Origin of the sequence: Robertmurraya sp. FSL R5-0851 (genome assembly GCF_038002965.1) — a bacterium.
Lineage (GTDB): Bacteria > Bacillota > Bacilli > Bacillales > Cytobacillaceae > Robertmurraya_A > Robertmurraya_A beringensis.
The window spans coordinates 1,823,603-1,840,193 of record NZ_JBBOOE010000001.1; the positions used below are offsets into that span (position 1 = coordinate 1,823,603).

15 protein-coding genes are annotated in these 16,591 nt (G+C 38.1%); 14 read left to right on the plus strand and 1 reads right to left on the minus strand.

The annotated features are described in order from the left end of the window. Positions 1 to 7 precede the first annotated feature (7 nt). Positions 8 to 1,267 carry an erythromycin esterase family protein gene (locus MKX65_RS09340; RefSeq protein WP_340903378.1) on the plus strand — a complete coding sequence of 420 codons (1,260 nt, stop codon included), beginning with the start codon at positions 8 to 10 and terminating at the stop codon, positions 1,265 to 1,267. Between the two features lie 41 nt (positions 1,268 to 1,308). Here the strand turns inward: MKX65_RS09340 and MKX65_RS09345 are convergent, their stop codons facing one another. Continuing rightward, positions 1,309 to 1,554 (minus strand): YkuS family protein, encoded by a 246-nt coding sequence (locus MKX65_RS09345; RefSeq protein ID WP_160547893.1) that lies wholly within the window; start codon positions 1,552 to 1,554, stop codon positions 1,309 to 1,311. A 222-nt stretch (positions 1,555 to 1,776) separates the two neighbouring features. Between MKX65_RS09345 and MKX65_RS09350 the strand changes: the two genes are divergently transcribed. The 13 genes from MKX65_RS09350 to MKX65_RS09410 all read left to right on the plus strand — a co-directional run bounded on the left by MKX65_RS09350 (position 1,777) and on the right by MKX65_RS09410 (position 16,350). After that, a complete protein-coding gene (locus MKX65_RS09350) occupies positions 1,777 to 1,905 on the plus strand; it encodes a hypothetical protein (RefSeq protein WP_340903379.1) in 129 nt (42 codons plus the stop codon). A 229-nt stretch (positions 1,906 to 2,134) separates the two neighbouring features. Then, entirely contained in the window at positions 2,135 to 2,971 is an 837-nt protein-coding gene (rhaD, locus tag MKX65_RS09355) for a rhamnulose-1-phosphate aldolase (protein WP_160547894.1), read from the plus strand. A gap of 564 nt (positions 2,972 to 3,535) precedes the next feature. Further along, entirely contained in the window at positions 3,536 to 4,582 is a 1,047-nt protein-coding gene (locus MKX65_RS09360) for a DctP family TRAP transporter solute-binding subunit (protein WP_160547895.1), read from the plus strand. Positions 4,583 to 4,694: 112 nt separating this feature from the next. Then, complete coding sequence (locus MKX65_RS09365) at positions 4,695 to 5,192, plus strand: TRAP transporter small permease (RefSeq protein WP_340903382.1); 498 nt, start codon at positions 4,695 to 4,697, stop codon at positions 5,190 to 5,192. A gap of 47 nt (positions 5,193 to 5,239) precedes the next feature. After that, positions 5,240 to 6,517 (plus strand): TRAP transporter large permease subunit, encoded by a 1,278-nt coding sequence (locus MKX65_RS09370; protein ID WP_160547896.1) that lies wholly within the window; start codon positions 5,240 to 5,242, stop codon positions 6,515 to 6,517. 114 nt (positions 6,518 to 6,631) lie between these two features. Further along, positions 6,632 to 7,639 (plus strand): substrate-binding domain-containing protein, encoded by a 1,008-nt coding sequence (locus MKX65_RS09375; RefSeq protein ID WP_160547897.1) that lies wholly within the window; start codon positions 6,632 to 6,634, stop codon positions 7,637 to 7,639. A gap of 351 nt (positions 7,640 to 7,990) precedes the next feature. Then, on the plus strand, positions 7,991 to 8,953 hold the full coding sequence (locus MKX65_RS09380) for a hydroxymethylglutaryl-CoA lyase (protein WP_160547898.1): 963 nt from the start codon (positions 7,991 to 7,993) through the stop codon (positions 8,951 to 8,953). Positions 8,954 to 8,995: 42 nt separating this feature from the next. Then, the gene (locus MKX65_RS09385; RefSeq protein WP_160547899.1) at positions 8,996 to 9,847 is read left to right on the plus strand and encodes a TIM barrel protein; all 852 of its coding nucleotides are present in this window, start codon (positions 8,996 to 8,998) and stop codon (positions 9,845 to 9,847) included. A gap of 134 nt (positions 9,848 to 9,981) precedes the next feature. Further along, on the plus strand, positions 9,982 to 10,977 hold the full coding sequence (locus MKX65_RS09390) for an alcohol dehydrogenase catalytic domain-containing protein (protein ID WP_160547900.1): 996 nt from the start codon (positions 9,982 to 9,984) through the stop codon (positions 10,975 to 10,977). Next, positions 10,974 to 12,740: a thiamine pyrophosphate-dependent enzyme gene (locus MKX65_RS09395; protein ID WP_160547901.1), complete on the plus strand. Its 1,767-nt coding sequence runs from the start codon at positions 10,974 to 10,976 to the stop codon at positions 12,738 to 12,740. Before MKX65_RS09390 ends, MKX65_RS09395 begins: the two co-directional genes overlap by 4 nt. A gap of 81 nt (positions 12,741 to 12,821) precedes the next feature. After that, positions 12,822 to 14,255, plus strand: a complete 1,434-nt coding sequence (locus MKX65_RS09400) for an aldehyde dehydrogenase family protein (protein ID WP_340903385.1) — start codon at positions 12,822 to 12,824, stop codon at positions 14,253 to 14,255. A 103-nt stretch (positions 14,256 to 14,358) separates the two neighbouring features. Next, positions 14,359 to 14,520 (plus strand): hypothetical protein, encoded by a 162-nt coding sequence (locus MKX65_RS09405; RefSeq protein WP_160547903.1) that lies wholly within the window; start codon positions 14,359 to 14,361, stop codon positions 14,518 to 14,520. A 69-nt stretch (positions 14,521 to 14,589) separates the two neighbouring features. After that, the gene (locus MKX65_RS09410; RefSeq protein ID WP_160547904.1) at positions 14,590 to 16,350 is read left to right on the plus strand and encodes an alpha/beta hydrolase-fold protein; all 1,761 of its coding nucleotides are present in this window, start codon (positions 14,590 to 14,592) and stop codon (positions 16,348 to 16,350) included. Positions 16,351 to 16,591: the final 241 nt, after the last annotated feature.

Genomic DNA, 16,591 nt, shown 5'->3' on the forward strand with positions numbered 1-16,591 from the left:
GGGACATATGCGCATTAATGACAAAAGAATTAAGGATATTCAAAATCATTCCGTTCGTTTTGACACCTATGAAGATTTATCCGAAATAATTGAGGTAGCTGGGGAAGCAGACTATGTTTTATTAGGAGAGGCAACCCATGGTACCAGTGAATTTTATAAAATTCGAGCTGAAATCACAAAGAAATTAATAGTAGAAAAGGGCTTCTCCTTTGTTGCTATCGAGGGAGATTGGCCGTCTTGTTTTACGGTCAATGAGTATGTAAAGGGCTATCGTGATGGTGAAGTAAAAGAAGCTTTTTCTCATTTTAACCGCTGGCCGACATGGATGTGGGCAAATGAAGAAGTTTTGGATTTTATCAATTGGTTAAAGCAGCATAACGAAAGGACTCATTCCCAAGTTGGTTTTTATGGAATTGATGTGTACAGTCTTTGGGAGTCGATGGATGAGATCATTTTCCAGCTAGAAAAAGTGTCACCTTCTCTAGTGGAACCAGCGAAAAAAGCTTTCGAATGCTTTGAACCATTTAACCGAAAAGCGGAAGACTATGCGGTGTCTGCCGCATTTTATGGTGAAGGTTGTACAGAGGAAGTGCTAAATGTTTTAGTAACGCTTCAACAAAATAAGTTTAAATATGATGGGAGTAATGAGCAAGGGTTAAATATCGATATAAACAGCTTGGTGATGTTAAATGCGGAGCGATATTATCGGGCCATGGCTAAAAGGGGACCAGATGACTGGAATATACGAGATGGTCATATGGTAACCGCACTTGAAAAAATCATAGCAACACACCCCAAAAAGGCGAAATGCGTAGTGTGGGAGCATAATACCCATTTAGGAGATGCACGTGCTACAGATATGGCGGAGGAAGGATTAGTAAATGTTGGCCAATTGTTAAGAGAGAAACATGGAAATAGTGTATATTCAGTTGGTTTTGGTACACATCGTGGAACGGTAATTGCTGCACGCGAGTGGGGAGGAACGGTTGAGGTGCTCCCTGTTCCAAATGCCAGAATGGGAAGCTGGGAGTATTTACTCCATGAAGCTGGTCCTTTTAATAAATACTTTCTGTTTGATGATCATAACAGAGAGCTGTTTAATGATGTCATAGGCCATCGTGCCATCGGGGTAGTATATAATCCTGAAGTAGAGCATTTAGGGAATTATGTTCCAACTAGAGTTTCAGACCGGTACGATTGTTTTATACATGTGGATGAAACAAGAGCCTTAACCCCATTATTTACAAAACAAGCTGTTAAAATATGAAATCGGTTGGGTTTTCCCAACCGATTTCTATTGTTTTCTGCTTATTTTCCCATTCTTTGCTCAACCTGACGACATACCTCATCAGCAGAAAGACCGTTTGCTTCAATTACTGGCCCTTGAATGCTAGTATCAGACATTCCCATTACGTTTGAGTCAATCCCAGTAACTACACAGCATTCACAGCCTTGTACATCAGATTCTTGTTTTAGTTCAATTACATCGTATCCTTTTTCACGAAGGGCGCTCGTGATATTCGATAATGATTCTTCAACTCCAACTCTTGGCATATGTACCACCTCCTCCAACTCTAAGTTTCCCAAATGAATGTGGTTTAATTCCATCTTTTGTGTGATTGAAAGGGTGTGCTAATGAAACCATTTAATATATAACCGTATATAAGCATGCTGGTCCAAATTCCTATCTGGCAGAATACAAATCAAATTAATAGGATTCTTGGTTAATCACATAATAAAACGGTCATGTTCTATCATTATCTGGAGGGGAAAGTCATGAGCAAAGCAGAAGAATTGAAACAGGAATTGCAGGTCTTGTCTGGTCGGCGTGAAAGGATGCAGAAGAACCTTTATGAAGTGGAAAAACGTATTAATGAGATTGTTAAGGAATTAAAAAAATACTAAACGGAGTGGGAGTGTCCCTGTTGATTCAGCAGGAGGCACTTCCATTAGCTTTCTAACCTCCGTGCGTACATTCTTACTTGATTGTTTTTGTATGGGTTTTTGACAGAATTATGAACAAAACAAAAATAAACAAATATATATTGTTTGGTTTTGTTGATTTATCTTTTGTCTGAGTGTATTATAATGGTATAAACAAACAAAAACAAAAACAAAGAATCAGGTGAGTATAATGAATAAAGATATTTTACAATCTAAATTTGTTAAGGAAATGAAAGATGCTACAGCTAATTTATATCGTCTAGGCTGGGATGAAAGAAATGGTGGTAACATTAGTTATTTATTAACAATGGAAGAAGTATATCCATATCTAGATGGAAATAAAAAGGTCCGTACTATACCAATGAATTTTAATGCTTCTTCTCTAGCTGGGCGATATTTTATTGTAACTGGTTCAGGAAAATATTTTAAAAACGTAACGAATGATCCAGCCGTAAATCTTGGGCTGATCCGAATCACCGAGGATGGCCGAAATTATGACATTCTATGGGGCTTTGAAGATGGAGGCGTAGCAACGAGTGAATTACCTACACACTTAATGAACCATATGAAACGCTTAGCTGTAGACCCAAACCATCGAGTAATCATGCACTGCCATGCTACTCATTTGCTAGCAATGACTTTTACACACAGTCTCGACGAAAAAGATTTTACAAAAACTCTTTGGGAAATGTGTACAGAATGTATCGTTGTTTTCCCAGATGGTGTTTCTATTATCCCTTGGATGGTTCCAGGAACAGATGCAATTGGTGAAGAGACAGCTGTGAAAATGGAACATACAAGACTTATACTATGGCCTCACCACGGGGTATTTGGAGCAGGAACGACAATAGACGAAACGTTCGGATTAATCGAAACCGCTGAAAAAGCAGCAGAGGTATACACAATTGTTTGTTCACAAGGCGGCAAGAAACAAACCATTTCTGATAAACAACTTCAAAGTTTAGCTGATGCATTTAAGGTCATTCCAAGAGAAGGGATATTGGAGCTAACCAATGCTAATAAATAACTGAAAAGAATTATGAACCATTTGTAAGGATGAAACCTTCGAATGGTTTTTTTTTATTTTGTATATAGGAATTAAATTAGATCGATATAATAATTAACGATATGTTTCCAGTGTCCAGTAATGAATCAAATTAGTGTTAGAATCCAAAAAGAAAGTAAAAAAATGGTTGATAATGCTTTATTTTAATAAGAACTAGCGCAACTTTAATTAACACACAATTGAGAATCTTTTAAAAAATAGTTGTTTTACTCAATTTATCTGTTATATACTATAAACACAGAGAAATTATGGATATAAATTAGATCGATTTAATTTTTTCTAACTATATCCTAAAAGTTAGATGAAGAAGGTAAGAGAGGGGGAGATTCAGCTGAAATGAGATTTAATTAAATCGATCTCATTAATGAAAACGCATTCTAAATGGCTAAACTATCTAAATTTTTCACACAAACAAAGAGGGGTCTGAGTTACTTCATTACATTTTTGAAAGCGTTATCTTTTTAAGTGGGTTCAAGATATGTTAATGTTCAGTTTCTAAAACTATCAATAAGGAGTGAATGAGAAATGAAAAGAGCTCTATCTTTATTATTAGTCTTATGTTTAATGATTCTAGGTGCGTGTTCACAACAATCTACAAATAATGAGAAAAATGAGGAACCAAACGACTCAAATGCTAATACCAGTGAAAAATTAATGAAATTAGCAGTTGTAACATCAGAAGATCGATCGCTTACAAAAGGGTTAGTAAAGTTTGGGGAATTAGTAGAAAGTAAAACAAATGGATCCATAAAAGTAGAAGTATATCCAAATGGTCAACTAGGTGGCGATCGTGAGGTATTTGAATCGTTACAATTTGGTTCCATTCAAGGAACTACCATGTCAACTGGACCAATCGCTCAGTTTGTTCCTAAGTTTAATGTATTTGACTTACCGTTCTTATTTCCAAATTCTGAAGTTGCCTATGAAGTATTAGATGGAAAGATTGGGTCTGATTTATTAGCAGAGTTGGAGAGTCAGAATGTAATAGGGTTAAACTATTGGGAGAATGGTTTTAGACATTTAACAAATGGTGTTAAGGAAGTAAAAACACCAGAGGATGTAAAAGGTTTGAAGATTAGAACTCTTGAAAATGATCTCCATATGGATATTTGGTCTGAATTAGGTGCTAACCCAACTCCAATGGCGTTCACAGAATTATTTGCAGGATTACAGCAAGGGGTAGTCGATGGCCAAGAAAATCCAGTAGGAAATGTTACAGCTAATAAATTTTATGAAGTACAAAAATACTTATCAAAGACCGGCCATGTATATAATGCTAGCCCATTCTTAATTAGTAAAGATTTCTGGAATACATTAAGTGATGAGGAAAAGAAGGCAGTACAAGAAGCCGCTGATGAAGCTCGAGATCATCAAAGAGAGTTGAACCAAAAAGAAGATGAAGATGGATATAAATTCCTAACTGAAAATGGTATGACGGTTACTGATATTACAGACGAAGAAAAGGAAGCGTTCCTTGAAAAGGTTAAACCAGTTTATGAAAAGTATTCTGCTAGTATTGGAGAGGAATTTGTAGACGAATTATTAGCAGAAATAAATAACTTGAAAAAATAAGCTACACCGAGCTTAAGGGGGGAAATCCCCTTAAGCTCTAATCTTATCTCTCGTAATACATAATAAATGAAATCACTTAAAGATTATTCTACCTTTAGAAAGAGGTGAATGGATGATGAAATTGTTGCATTGGCTTGACGAGCATTTTGAAGAGTTATTTATAGGCATTTTTTCTTTTGTTATGGTAGTTGTTATTGCTGTTCAGGTATTTATGAGATATGTCCTAGAGAATTCATTACCTTGGTCAGAGGAACTAGCTAGGTACTGCTTTATTTGGTTAGTGTACTTAGGTATCAGCTATGGAGTGAAAAAACAAAAACATATGAGTGTAGATGTACTTTATTTAGCCCTAAAAGGAAAATCACAAGCGACCTTGAGGATAGTAGGGAATTTATTGTTTTTGGTATTTGCCCTTTTTGGCCTGATTTATGGATACCAAATTACAATGAAGCTTCTTACATGGGGGCAATTGTCACCTGCCCTTAGTTTGCCAGTTGGTTTTGTTTACTTAGCTGGACCAATTGGAATGGGATTAACAGCTATTCGTTTGATTCAGCAAATTATCCAACAGGTAAAAATTCTTATTGGGAAAGAAGCTCCACAGCAATAACTGCTCTGTTGTTATTTTTAAAATGTAATGAAACGGAGGGGAAAACGATGACAGCACTTGTCTTATTTGGCAGTCTTGCACTTTTTTTAATACTTACCGTGCCAATTGGAATTTCAATTGGATTATCAACATTAGTGACCATTTTATACACGGGCTCTATGCCATTAGAATATTTAGCACAGGGTTTAATCACTTCAATTGATTCATTCCCTCTATTGGCAGTTCCCTTTTTTATTTTAGCTGGGGAGATTATGGGGAAGGGCGGGCTATCTGATAGATTATTTAAAGTTGCTAATACGATTGTTGGAGACAAAACAGGTGGTATTGCCATTGCAGCAATTATTACTTGTATGTTTTTTGCAGCCATTTCAGGGTCAGGTCCTGCTACTGTAGCTGCTGTTGGAGGAATCATGATACCCGCAATGATTAAACAAGGATACGATAAGAAATTTGCAACAGCAGTTGTCTGTGCGGCGGGTTCTATAGGCGTAATCATTCCTCCAAGTATCCCAATGGTTATGTACGGAGTAGTTGGAAGTCAATCTATAGGGAAGTTGTTCATCTCTGGAATCCTACCAGGAATATTAGTAGGTATCGCTTTAATGATTTGGACGTATATATATTCCCGAAAACAAGGGTACAAAGGAATTGGAAAAAGCACTTTTAAAGATTTCTTGAAAGCCACTTGGGATGCAAAATGGGCACTTTTAGTCCCAATTATTATATTAGGGGGAATATATGGAGGGGTATTTACTCCTACCGAAGCAGCTGGAGTTGCCGTGGTATACGGGTTTATCGCTGGTGTATTCTTATATCGAGAACTTAAAATTAAAGATATTCCTCGAATGCTGGTCGATAGTGGTATTACTACAGCAACGATTATGCTTATTGTTGGAACAGCAACTGCATTCGGCCGAATACTTACGGTCGAACAAATTCCGAGTCAAATTACAGAAGGATTACTTTCTATTTCTAGTAACCCGATTATTATTCTTCTGTTAATTAATATTTTACTTTTAATTGTAGGATGTTTTATGGACACGGTTGCTGCTATTATTATTTTAACTCCACTTTTATTACCTGTAGCAATGAATATTGGAGTAGACCCTATTCACTTTGGTTTAATAATGGTTGTTAATTTGGCTATAGGCTTTATTACTCCCCCGCTAGGAGTAAATTTATTTGTGGGGTCTGGTGTTTCAGGGATTTCAATTGAATCACTTGCGAAAGCGGTTATGCCATTTTTCGTTGCAATGGTTATTACACTTCTTATTTTAACTTATATACCACAAGTGTCTTTATTTTTAGTTGAGTTTATGGAATAACAAAGTTGACACTGATACTTATATACTACATAGTAATAGTATATTAATATTTAATTGTAGTATTTAAGTTACAGAATAGAGACTAAATTATTTTTGGTGAGCTGGTGATTATTGATGACGCATAAAAAAAGAGTAACTCTGCAAGATGTAGCAAATCATGCTGGCGTTTCCCGAGCGACTGCATCATTAATTGTTCGTGGCAGTTCTAAAATTGCAGAAAAGACCAAACAGAAGGTATTGAATTCAATGCATGAGTTAGGCTACGTGTATGACAGAGTTGCTGCCAATATGCGTTCACAGTCTTCTTCGACAGTTGGATTAATAATAACCGATATCGCGAATCCATTTTACGCAGAACTCCTTAGAGGTGTTCATCATTCATTAGAGGAAGCGGGTTATACTGTATTTCTTGGTACTACTTTTGACTCGGATATGAAACAGGAACAGCTTATTTCTAGAATGCTCGAACATCGGGTTGGAGGAATCATTCTATGTCCTGTTTCAGAAAGCTCAGGAAATAGTATAGAACGGGTGAAGGCGATCGACATCCCACTTGTTTTAGCCGTACGAGAAATTGAAAACGTTTCCTGTGATTATGTAGGAATTGACTACGCAGTGGGAGCTCAAATGGCTGTAAATCACTTAATTCATAGAGGTCATAGAAGGATTGCATTTCTTGGTGGAACTTCCCATTCAACCGCTTGGAAGGAAAGGCGAAGTGGTTATTGTAGTGCGTTAAAACAAGCAGGTTTAGACATCGATGAGACACTTATTGTAGAAAGTCCTGTTACGAGAGAAGGCGGAATGGGAGCAATTCGTAAAGTGTTATTCCAGGCAAATCCACCTACGGCTGTCTTCTGTTTTAATGACTTAGTCGCACATGGTGTCATGCTTGGTTTAAATGATGCCGGATTAAAACCAGGGCAAGATCTTGCTGTTGTTGGTTTCGATAATAATAATGAGGCACCATTATATAACCCACCATTAACTACCGTTTCATCATATGCTAGACTTATAGGCTCCCAGGCGGCGATTCTGCTTCACCAAAGAATTGTCAATCAAGAACGTGATACCCAGCGAATTATCTTGCAGCCTGAACTGGTAGTAAGAAAGTCCTCGTAACTGATGTTGTAATATGAAAGGGAGCCTTTACGCTCCCTGTTTGATATGTAAGTTTAATTGTAATTGTAGGTGATAAGTATTATTTTTTTAGATCGATCTACCGAAGATGTATCAAGCTAAAACACTTCATCAACACCCAATTCACTTTAAATTATTGGGAAAATTCAGTAAAAGTGTTTTCAAACAATCGGAAATCATGTATTATTATGGTAACGCTTTCTTTATTGATATTACTATGGTTAAAAGGTGGGGATCTAACTTAACATATTTTTTTAATATTTTATTAGATCGATATAATAACTTATTTACAGATTATGTACGGTAATAACTATTAGGCAAAGGAGTGAATGTATGAACAATCCAACAGTATTCGCGCTACCTTCAAGGGCGTATATTTGCGAAGTTGCTCCTCGTGACGGATTCCAAGCGATAAATGATCAATGGATTCCTACAGAAGATAAAGTATCAATCATTCGGTCGTTAGCAGAAACAGGAGTAACTACAATTGAGATTACGTCGTTTGTTCATCCAAAGGCAATACCTCAATTAAAGGATGCGACAGAGGTTGTTAGATCATGTAATGCCTTGAAAAATATTAAATTTAGAGCATTGGTACCAAACGTTAAAGGAGCAGAAAGGGCCATTGAGGCAGGCATAAAAAAGATAAAGCTCATGTTATCTGCCACTGACTCACATAGTATCTCTAATGCCAATTGTATAACGGAAGAAGCGCAGAATGGCTTTTATCCAATCATTGAATTAGCACAGAAGAAGGGTATAGAAGTGGGAGGATCTATATCTGTAGCCTTTGGATGCCCGTTTGAGGGGAAAGTTCCTCAAGAAAGAATAAATCAGATTGTATATAAATACGAATCTATGGGTGTGAAAGAAATTTCATTGGCGGATTCGACTGGTACTGCAAATCCAAAGCAAGTATATGAAATGCTTGGCCATTTACGTAATGCTTTTCCTGATATTTTATTTACTTTGCACCTTCATAATACAAGAGGTCTCGCCATTGCAAATGCGGTTAGTGCGTTGCAACAGGGAATTGTTCATTTTGATAGTTCGATAGCCGGACTAGGAGGTTGTCCATATTTACCTGGAGCAACAGGAAACGTCGCGACCGAAGATCTGGTTTATGCTTTTCATGAAATGGGAGTTGAAACAGGGATGGATCTTAGTAAGGTTATCCACACTGCAAAAGACGTAAAACAGAAGCTAGGTTGCAGAAGTGAGAGTTATATGTTGAAAGCGGGTCCATCAGCTCTTTTACACACAAAGGTAACAAGTCAACAAAAATTAGAAAAATAATTGAGTAAATAAGATTAGTCTTGTATGTTGGGGAGGGAAATGATGACCAGACCATTTTCAATTGCGCATCTTACTGCACTTAATTGCACTCCAGCGGAAATGATTTATATTGCTTCAAGAACGGGTTATGATTTTGTGAGTCTTCGGCCTATTAATATGGGATTACCCGGAGAGCCCAATTATGACCTTGCAAATAATAAACAAATGATGAGAGATACAAAGGCTGCATTTGCAGACACAGGATTAAGGTTACTAGATATTGAGTTAGCTAGAATTTTTGATGGAATGGATCCATTAAACTACTTGCCAGCTTTTGAAGTTGCTGCAGAGTTAGGTGGACGCCATGTTCTAAGCAGTATTTGGACAGATAACCGAAATTATGCGATTGAGAAATTTGGCGAGGTATGTGATCTTGCTAAGCAATTTGATCTAACAGTTGAACTTGAATTTGTACCCATAGCAAGTGTCAGGAGTCTTGCAGATACGCTAAATATTCTTCATTCTGCAAATCGATCGAACGCGGGAATTATGATCGATACGCACCATTTTCACCGTTCAGGAGATCAACTGGAGGACCTTCAAAAAATTCCTAGTTCTTACTTTCGTTACTTCCATCTATGCGATGCTCCTTCTCAAGCACCAACATCAGTGGATGAAATGAAGCGGATCCTTAGGGAGGAACGTCTCTATGTTGGCGAAGGGGGAGTCGATATTGCTGGTATCGTAAACAGTATACCAGTGAATACACCATGCTCGATTGAAATGCCAAATATTAAACGAGTAAAAGAGCTAGGCTATGAAGAGTACGCGCGACGCTGCTTGGAAACTGCAAAAGACTTTCTTTCTATTCATGCAACCGAGGAGAAATCGTTACGCAAAAAAATCGGACTTTAATTTTCTGATTAATTTATATTTTCAGTTATAAAGTTAAAATTTGATTGCTATTCATTGTAACAAACGGTACTATTATGTTAACGCTTTCTTTATTTTGGATCGATCTAAAAGATTTTTTGGGTGGTGGTTATTTTATGTGGGGATTACATTTGAAAAACCCCGGGGAACTAGAACTAAAAGAATTTCCAGTTGAATCCCCTCTTAAAGAAAACGAAGTTAGAATTAAACTCATTTATGGTGGAATCTGTGGTTCTGATATTGGTGTTTATAAGGGAAAGATTGGTCACGCAAAATACCCGGTTCGACCTGGTCACGAGTTAGTCGGGAGAGTTATTGAGGTCGGTGAAAAGGTCGATCTTAAAACTGGAACAAAGGTTGTTGTTACACCTAATACTTTTTGTGGCGAATGTGAGAATTGTCAAAGAGGGTATCGAAATATTTGTTCTTTTAAGGAATCTCTTGGGGTCAATGTGGATGGGATTTTTTCAGAAGAGATTACCATTTCATCAAAGTATGTCCTTCCAATTCCTGAGGAATTACAAGATGAAAAAGCAGTATTAATTGAACCGTTTGCCGTAATAACTCATGCTTTTGAAAAAGCTTTTATTACAAAAGGTACAACGGTAGGAGTCATTGGGTGCGGGACGGAGGGAATGCTCTCAATCGCTTTAGCCAACTTTCTTGGTGCGAAGGTTACTGCGATAGATATTTACCAGTCAAAGCTAGAAAAAGTAAAAGCCGCTTTTGGGGTTCATACTGTTTTAGCACATGAAGTGAAGGACGAAAAGTTTGATGTTGTAATTGAAGCAGCTGGAGTAAAACAGGCTGTTGAACAAGCGGTAGGAGTGGTTAAACAAGGAGGATCCGTTATTTTGATAGGTTTAACTCCAGAAGCAACTCTGCCAATTGTACAGATTGTAAGAAATGAAATTACGATACATGGATCTATTATTTATAATTTTCCGGAAGATTTTTCCAAGTGTGTAGACTATCTGCTTAATGATGATTTTGATGTAAAGCCAATTATTTCTAATATTTTCCCTCTTAAAGAGTTTAAAAAGGCATATATATACGCCATCTCAGGTCAGTGCGGCAAAATATTATTAGATTTCAAAGGAGGCCATATATGAAACAGTTAATATCTTATCAATTGGTAAATTATCTAGAAGAAAGAGGCATTGAACATATTTTTGGACTTTGTGGTCACACAAATATTGCCGTACTTTCTGCTTTGGAGAATAGCAAAATTAAGTTTGTGAATGTGAGACATGAGCAAATTGCCGCGCATATGGCTGATGGCTATGCGAGGGTAAAGAAAAAAGCAGCCGTTCTTTTAAGCCACTTAGGTCCAGGACTTACAAACGCGGCAACGGGAGTGGCGAATGCTGCTTTGGATTCAATACCAATGGTTGTTATTGCTGGCGATGTGCCAACTCATTACTACGGCAAGCATCCACATCAAGAAGTAAATTTACATGGGGATGCCACTCAATATGAAATCTATCGTCCTTTTGTTAAAAGAGCATGGAGAGTCGATAGTGCACATCTCTTTCCAGAGATTTTAGAAAAAGCCTTTCAACTAGCTGAAAGCGGAAATCCAGGTCCAGTCTTAATCTCCGTTCCAATGGATATTTTTTCAAAAGAGTTAGAAACCTCTTACTTTGAAAAACAGAAGCTGAATGCAAAGAATCTTCATAAGCCGTCAATTGACAACGAAACAGCAAAGAAAATCATCCAAACGCTAGCTGAAGCGAAAAATCCGATCTTTTACGTAGGTGGAGGGATCTTATTAGCAGATGCAGCAGATCAGCTTAGAGAATTAGTAGATCGATTGAATATGCCAGTAGCCCATTCCTTAATGGGGAAAGGTGCCGTTTCTGATGATCATCCATTGACTCTAGGTATGACAGGTTTTTGGGGAACTAAATTTATTAATGACAAATGCAAGGCCGCAGATTACGTCTTAGGTTTAGGTACTCGCTTTGCCGAGGCAGATAGTAGTTCATGGGAACCAGAATACACGTTCAACTTCCCTCCAACGAAATTAATACAAATAGATATTGATCCGAGCGAAATTGGAAGGAACTACCCAGTTGAAATTGGTGTAGTCGCTGATCTAAAACAGGCCTTAACCGTATTAAATAAAGTGGCGGAAGAAATGTTCCCGTATGGGGTACAACGTGATTCTCTTGATACATTAAAAGAAGAAATTTTGAAAAATCGAAAAGAATTTAAAGAAAGCAATCGAAAGTTTATTGAAGATGAATCATTTCCAATGATGCCACAACGGATTGTTGATGAAGTACGTCAAGTCCTCCCGAAAGATGCTCTTATTACAACGGATGTTGGGTGGAATAAAAATGGAGTAGGACAGCAGTTTCCTATTTATGAGGCTGGGTCCATTCTTACACCTGGAGGGTATGCTACGATGGGATTTGGAGCACCAGCAGCACTCGGTGCAAAAATTGCGGCACCTAATCGAGTCGTTGTTTCATTAGTGGGTGACGGTGGTTTTGGTCAAAATCCAGCAGTATTAGCAACAGCAGCAGAGGAAAACATCCCGGTTGTTTGGGTCATTATGAATAATTTTGCATTTGGCACGATCGCAGGTCTGCAAAAAGCACATTTTGGTACGACCTTAGGGACTGTCTTCCAAAAGGATGGAGAACCTTACTCTCCAGATTATGCAGCAATTGCTAGAGCTTACGGGGTGGAAGGGATTAAGGTTCAGTCTGCAGGAGAATTCAAACCAGCCTTAGAAAAAGCCATCAAAGCGAATAAGCCAGTCGTTATTGATGTAGCGATGCTGAATAACCCAGTACCTACCGATGGACATTGGAACATCATGGATATCTATTCTCCTGGGAAAAGTGTCCACCACGTTTCTGTTTAATAAAAGTAAGGGTTCTATGATTCTATTTAACATTAATAAGATCGATCTACTAAGCTATCAAATTTGTAGGAGGTAATGTTATTGTCTACCAATGCAGTCAAAAAACAAACCGAACTCACGGAAGACCAACAAAAGGAATTAGATCTCGCGTTTGAAAAAGCAAGAAAGGCAATGGAGATCATTGAGTCTTATAGTCAGGAAAAGCTGGATCGCTTATGCCAGGCAGTCGCATGGGCAGTATCCAATAAAAAAACTTTTTCTGAATTAGTTGATATGGGAATTGAGGAAAGTAAGCTAGGTGACCGTGTAAGTCGAATGGGGAAACGAATGAAAATTCGAGGGATTTTGCGAGATGCCCTCCGCCAAAAAAGCGTGGGTGCTATTGAGGAAATACCTGAAAAAGGAATTGTGAAATATGCGAAGCCCGTAGGTATTATCGGTTCGATTGTGCCAACAACGAATCCTGATCTAACTCCAGCAGGTACCGCTATTTATGCCATAAAGGCACGAGATGCGGTTATCTTTTCACCGCATCCTCGTTCGAAAAAAACGACTTTTGAAACGGTTAGGCTCATGAGGGAAGCGCTTGAAAGGGAAGGGGCACCAGCTGATCTTCTACAGTGTTTAACATTAGTTAATATCCCAATGACAAAAGCACTTATGTCAAGGTCAGATCTAGTCCTTGCTACGGGTGGGAAAGATATGGTCAAAAGTGCGTATAGTTCAGGGACACCGGCCTACGGTGTAGGAGCCGGTAATTCTACCATGATCATTGATGATACAGCTGATGTGAAAGAAGCGGCATTAAACACTATGCTCAGCAAAACATCAGACTTTGGTTCTGGTTGTTCTGCAGATGGAAATTTAATTATTAGTGACAAGGTATATGAAGCGGTGCTAGAAGAATTGGTGAAAGTTGGAGGATATTTAGCGAATGATGACGAAAAAGCTAGCCTTCGTTCGGTTATGTGGGATGCAGAGGGGCATCGTCTTCCTAACACGGTCGCAGTTGCTCCGCAACTCCTAGCTAAGGAAGCGGGTTTTTCGATTCCTGAAGATCGAAAATTCATCATTGTAAAGGGCGATAAAATCGGAAAAGAATACCCTTACTCGGGTGAAAAATTAACCACATTGTTAGCGGTGTATAAATATGAAGGTGAGTTTGAACATGCACTTGATATGATGAGAGCCATTTATGAAGTGGGAGGAAAAGGTCATTCATGTGGTATTTACTCGTTTAACGATGATCATATTCACCGTCTTGGGCTAGCGGCACCAGTGAGTCGGATTATGGTTCGCCAACCCCAGTCAAAAGCTAACGCTGGTTCATTTACGAATGGTATGCCAATGACGTCAAGTCTTGGTTGTGGAACTTGGGGAGGAAACATCATCTCAGAGAATGTGAATCTTAAACATTATATGAACTATACATGGGTGTCGAAACCAATTCCAGAAGATAAACCTACCGATGCGGAGTTATTTGGTGAATTTTTTGATCCAGAGCTAGAAAAATAAAATAGTTAGATAGATAAAGAGGCAGACTCGTAGAAACAATAAATTGTGACTTTTGAGTAGCCTCTTTATTTTCATCTATAAATGCACCGTAATTCCTACAACCATGTCTACTAAAGTAAAGTCAATCAGAATTAATGGCAAAAAAGTAGATTACCGTTCAGCTAATAAGGTTTCTGTTGAAGACGGCACCGTTATTAAAATTGACATCGTAGCACCTGACAAAGTAACAACAAGTACCTATACCTTCACGGTAGAAAAATATTAACTGAGTTCGTAGGAACCATGTAGTAAAGGTATGGTTCCTACGAGACTCATATGTTAGGAGTGAAATAGGATGAATGGTAAAAAAATCATGTTTTTGATGGTGATTTCACTAATGCTACTAAGCCTTGTCATGCCAGTTTCAGCTGCATCAATAAATAATAAAAATGCTTTTAAACTAGAAGCAACTTCCTTAGATGGAATGGAAAAACCAGCTATTGATATTACATTAGGTAACAAGTTGCCATTAAACGGGTATTTTACTCGAAATGTTACTGTGGGGGATGAGACGCGTACGGTAAAAATCTATGTAGCGCCAGAAACGACTGTCCGAGATTATTTTACGGTCATAGCGGCTCCGGATGGTATGACGACTGAAGAGTTCCTTCACAAAAGCGGATGGCTGGATATTGCGGATAAGAAATCAGAAGGATTATTCATACTAGAGCCTGGTGTGAATGGTTGGGGAAGTGCGGAAGAAGAACTTGCCTATATTAATGAAGCTGTAAAAGTATTAAAAGATACGAAGTATTACAATACTTTTGGTGTCTTTTATTTAGCCGGATATGGTGACGGTGGAACAGCTCTACAAGCCTGGGCGATGCAAAATCCGCTCTTTGTCATTAGCTCTGTTTTTGTAGAAACAGAAGATCTTGATGCAGAATTTATTCAGAAGACAGGAGAAAAAACTTTTGCTGAAAATAGAGAGATTTCTTACTCTGAGGTTCCTGTTCCTACTTGGTTGGTAAATGATAACCCAAGTGCCGTAGAAAACTTAGTCGAATACTGGAAAGGTGCTAATGACACAGTTGCATCGGGAGAGAAAGGATCAACAGAGGGATTGATGGGAAGTACCGTTTATATACAGAAAGAAGATTCTGATCGTATTGTCACTTCTTATAGCGATGTACGCTCTAAAGTGGCTGTTCTTGATCAAGGCGGAAACGGAGTATATAAAACGGGTTTCACGAAGAAAATTTATAATTTCCTTTCTTACTATACGCGCTATGACAATACAACCGTTAACGGAAATGTTCTAGGTGTAAGACCTGATTACGAAAAAATGGGTGTTGAGATCAAGGAAATGCAATTAGATGGATATACTCGCGAGTATTTAGTTTATGTCCCGGATTCTGCACCTGAGGAAAACATTCCGGTAGTTTTCGTACTTGCAGGAAACACGCAAACGGCACGAGTATTCTTTGACGCCAGCCATTGGTGGGAGGTAGCGGACAAACACGGATTTATGCTTGTTATGCCTAGTGAACAATACAATTCATCAACAGATGTAACATGGAATGTTAACTACGCACCTAATAAGCAAAATGATTTTGTTTTCCTAGAGGAAATAGTTAAGCAAATTGACAAAGATTACAACATTGATCCTGGGAAGCGATATTTAACTGGTCAATCTCTTGGCTCCATGTTCACGAACTATGCGAGTGCCGTCATGCCCGAATACTTTACTGCTTTTGGTTCTACTTCGGGTCCGCTTTTAAGACCTGTTGAAGGGAAAAATGATAAAGTACCGTTTTATCTGCTCTTTGGTGAATATGATATTTGGAGCTGGGACCACACGATAAAAGGACAAACAAATACGACTGTGAAATTGGATAGAAACGAACTTGGTGAGCTGAGTGATGCTATTGTTACCACAAAAGACAGATATACGACATACACTTGGTACGATAACAATGAAACACCGATGTACAAATATACTCAGACAAAAGATAGAGCCCATAACTTCATTGTGTCAGAAGTATGGGAACTATGGGAAAACTGGTTCTCTCATTGGGAAATGGATGAAGAAGGAAACCGTCATTATACGGAGTAAGTCCAGAACAATTATTTACCATATAGAGGGAGCTGTGTTATACTAATTTTACTAACTAGAAAGGGATGATGGGTGAACGATGAAGAACTAATCTTATTTTAAAACGATTGAAATTTCATATTTCAAATCACAAAAAATAGGATTAGTCTGCCCATTATCTATACGGTTCTTAGCTTTTTTACGGAAAAGCTTTATTTGACTATGGTATGAAACGACTAATCCTTCCTATCCAACAGGGAGG